The organism is Sandarakinorhabdus sp. (assembly GCF_040398645.1).
Lineage (GTDB): Bacteria > Pseudomonadota > Alphaproteobacteria > Sphingomonadales > Sphingomonadaceae > Sandarakinorhabdus.
On the sequence record NZ_JBBATR010000110.1, the window covers coordinates 1 to 2,055 of the forward strand.

Sequence of the window (2,055 nt, forward strand, 5' to 3'; positions counted from 1 at the left end):
TCGCGCTTCATGGCCACCAGGCCGTAGGTGACGGCGCAAAGCTGGCAGGGGTAGGTGGACGGCGACACGATCTTGTGCACGCTGTCCATCACCCCTGCCGCGATGCCGGCATTGGCATTGTAGACAATGACGAGCCGACGCATCGTCGCCTCAGCCTGCTGCCGTGAGCGCCGACTTGCCGCGCTTGACCATCAACTTGTTGAGCGCATTGACATAAGCGCGCGCGCTGGCCACCAGCGTGTCGGTGTGGGCGCCGGTCCCGCGCACCGTGCGGCCGTGTTCGGCGAGCACCACGCTCACCTCGGCCTGGGCATCGGTGCCCGCCGTGACGGCATGCACCTGATACAGATTCAGCACCGCATCCTCGTGCGGCACCAGCTTGCGGATGGCGTTGAACAGGGCATCGACCGGGCCATTGCCGCGCGTTGCCGCCGTCATTTCCTCCCCATCCACCGACAGGCTGAGCACGGCGCGCTGCGGCCCATTGCTGCCGCAATAGACCTCCACTTCCAGCACCTGGATACGGTCATGCCCCCGCAGCACTTCATCATCGACCAGCGCGACGATATCCTCGTCGAAAACCTGCTTCTTGGCGTCGGCCAAGTCCTTGAATCGCTTGAAGGCATCGCCAAATTCATTGTGCGACAGGTCATAGCCCATTTCCGCCAGCTTGGACCGGAAAGCGGCGCGGCCCGAATGCTTGCCGAGCACGAGATTGGTGGCGCCCTGCCCGACGCTGTCCGGCGTCATGATCTCATAGGTGCTGCTGTCCTTGAGCATGCCATCCTGGTGGATGCCGCTTTCGTGGGCAAAGGCGTTGGCGCCCACGATGGCCTTGTTGGCCTGCACGGGCATGCCGGTCACGCCGCTGACCAGCCGGCTGGCACGGGTGATTTCGGTGCTGACGATGCGGGTCTGATAGGGCATCACATCGTGGCGCACCTTCAGCGCCATGGCGATTTCCTCGATGGCGGCATTGCCGGCGCGCTCGCCGATGCCGTTCACCGTGGCCTCCACCTGGCGCGCACCGGCCATGATGGCGCTGAGCGTGTTGGCCACCGCCAGCCCGAGATCATTGTGGCAATGCGTTGAAAATATTGCCTGATCGGCATTCGGCACGCGGGTGATGACGTCGCGGAACATAGCGCCATAGGTTTCCGGCGTGGCATAGCCCACCGTGTCGGGCAGGTTGATGGTGGAAGCGCCTGATTTGATGGCGGTTTCCACCGCCCGGCACAGAAAATCCGGATCGGAACGCGTGGCATCTTCGGCCGACCATTCGACATCGCCGCACAAGTTGCGCGCCAGGCTGACCGACATGCGGATCGCCTCCAGCACTTCGTCAGGCGTCTTGTTCAATTTCACCCGCATGTGCAGCGGCGATGTCGCGATGAAGGTGTGGATGCGCGGATTGCGGGCATCCTTCAGCGCCGCCCAGGCGCGTTCGATATCGGCGGGGGCCGCGCGGGCGAGGCTGGCGACGATGGCGGTGTCGCAGATGCGGGCGACGGCCTGAACGGCTTCGAAATCGCCGTCGCTGGCGATGGCAAAGCCGGCTTCGATGATATCAACGCCCAGCGCCTCCAATTGCGCTGCGACTTTCAGTTTTTCTTCGAGGTTCATCGAGCAGCCAGGCGATTGCTCACCGTCGCGCAAGGTCGTGTCGAAAATTCGGATATGGTTGGTCATGGCTCTGCCTGTCTGATAATGCTGATTGCTGCGGGCGGTTCATCCCCTCAAGGCGCAATGCCGAGGGCACACGCCCTCGCGTCACGCCCGAGGGCGGATAAGTCGCAGGCTGAGCAAGATCGTCATGGAACGCATCATCCGAAGATAACCTCATTTGCCGGCGCAGCGCAAGCCGGTGGCGCTGATTTGGGCGACATGCCGGGTTGCGCGCCGGCCAATTGCACGGCTTGATACTGGCATGCCTAACCTGCTCACCGTGATCGATATCAGTTCAGCCGTTCAGCAGGCACTGGCACCCGTGTTTCTGCTGACGGCGATTGGCGGCATGCTCAATGTGATGGCCAATCGGCTGGCGCGCGTGGTTGA

General features: G+C 63.1%; 2 protein-coding genes. One reads left to right on the plus strand and one right to left on the minus strand.

Annotation, left to right across the window (positions count from 1 at the left end; genetic code table 11):
• Positions 1-150: 150 nt before the first annotated feature.
• The gene (locus ABWP50_RS13400) at positions 151-1,689 is read right to left on the minus strand and encodes a 2-isopropylmalate synthase (protein WP_353218489.1); all 1,539 of its coding nucleotides are present in this window, start codon (positions 1,687-1,689) and stop codon (positions 151-153) included.
• 238 nt (positions 1,690-1,927) lie between these two features.
• Between ABWP50_RS13400 and ABWP50_RS13405 the strand changes: the two genes are divergently transcribed.
• Positions 1,928-2,055, plus strand: a 128-nt coding sequence (locus tag ABWP50_RS13405; protein ID WP_353218490.1) for a DUF2721 domain-containing protein, incomplete at its 3' end; no start/stop codon positions are given.

Bases quoted from the DNA above. Each gene is read 5' to 3' on its own strand.
- ABWP50_RS13400 (WP_353218489.1), bottom strand. From the start codon at position 1,689: ATGACCAACCATATCCGAATTTTCGACACGACCTTGCGCGACGGTGAG.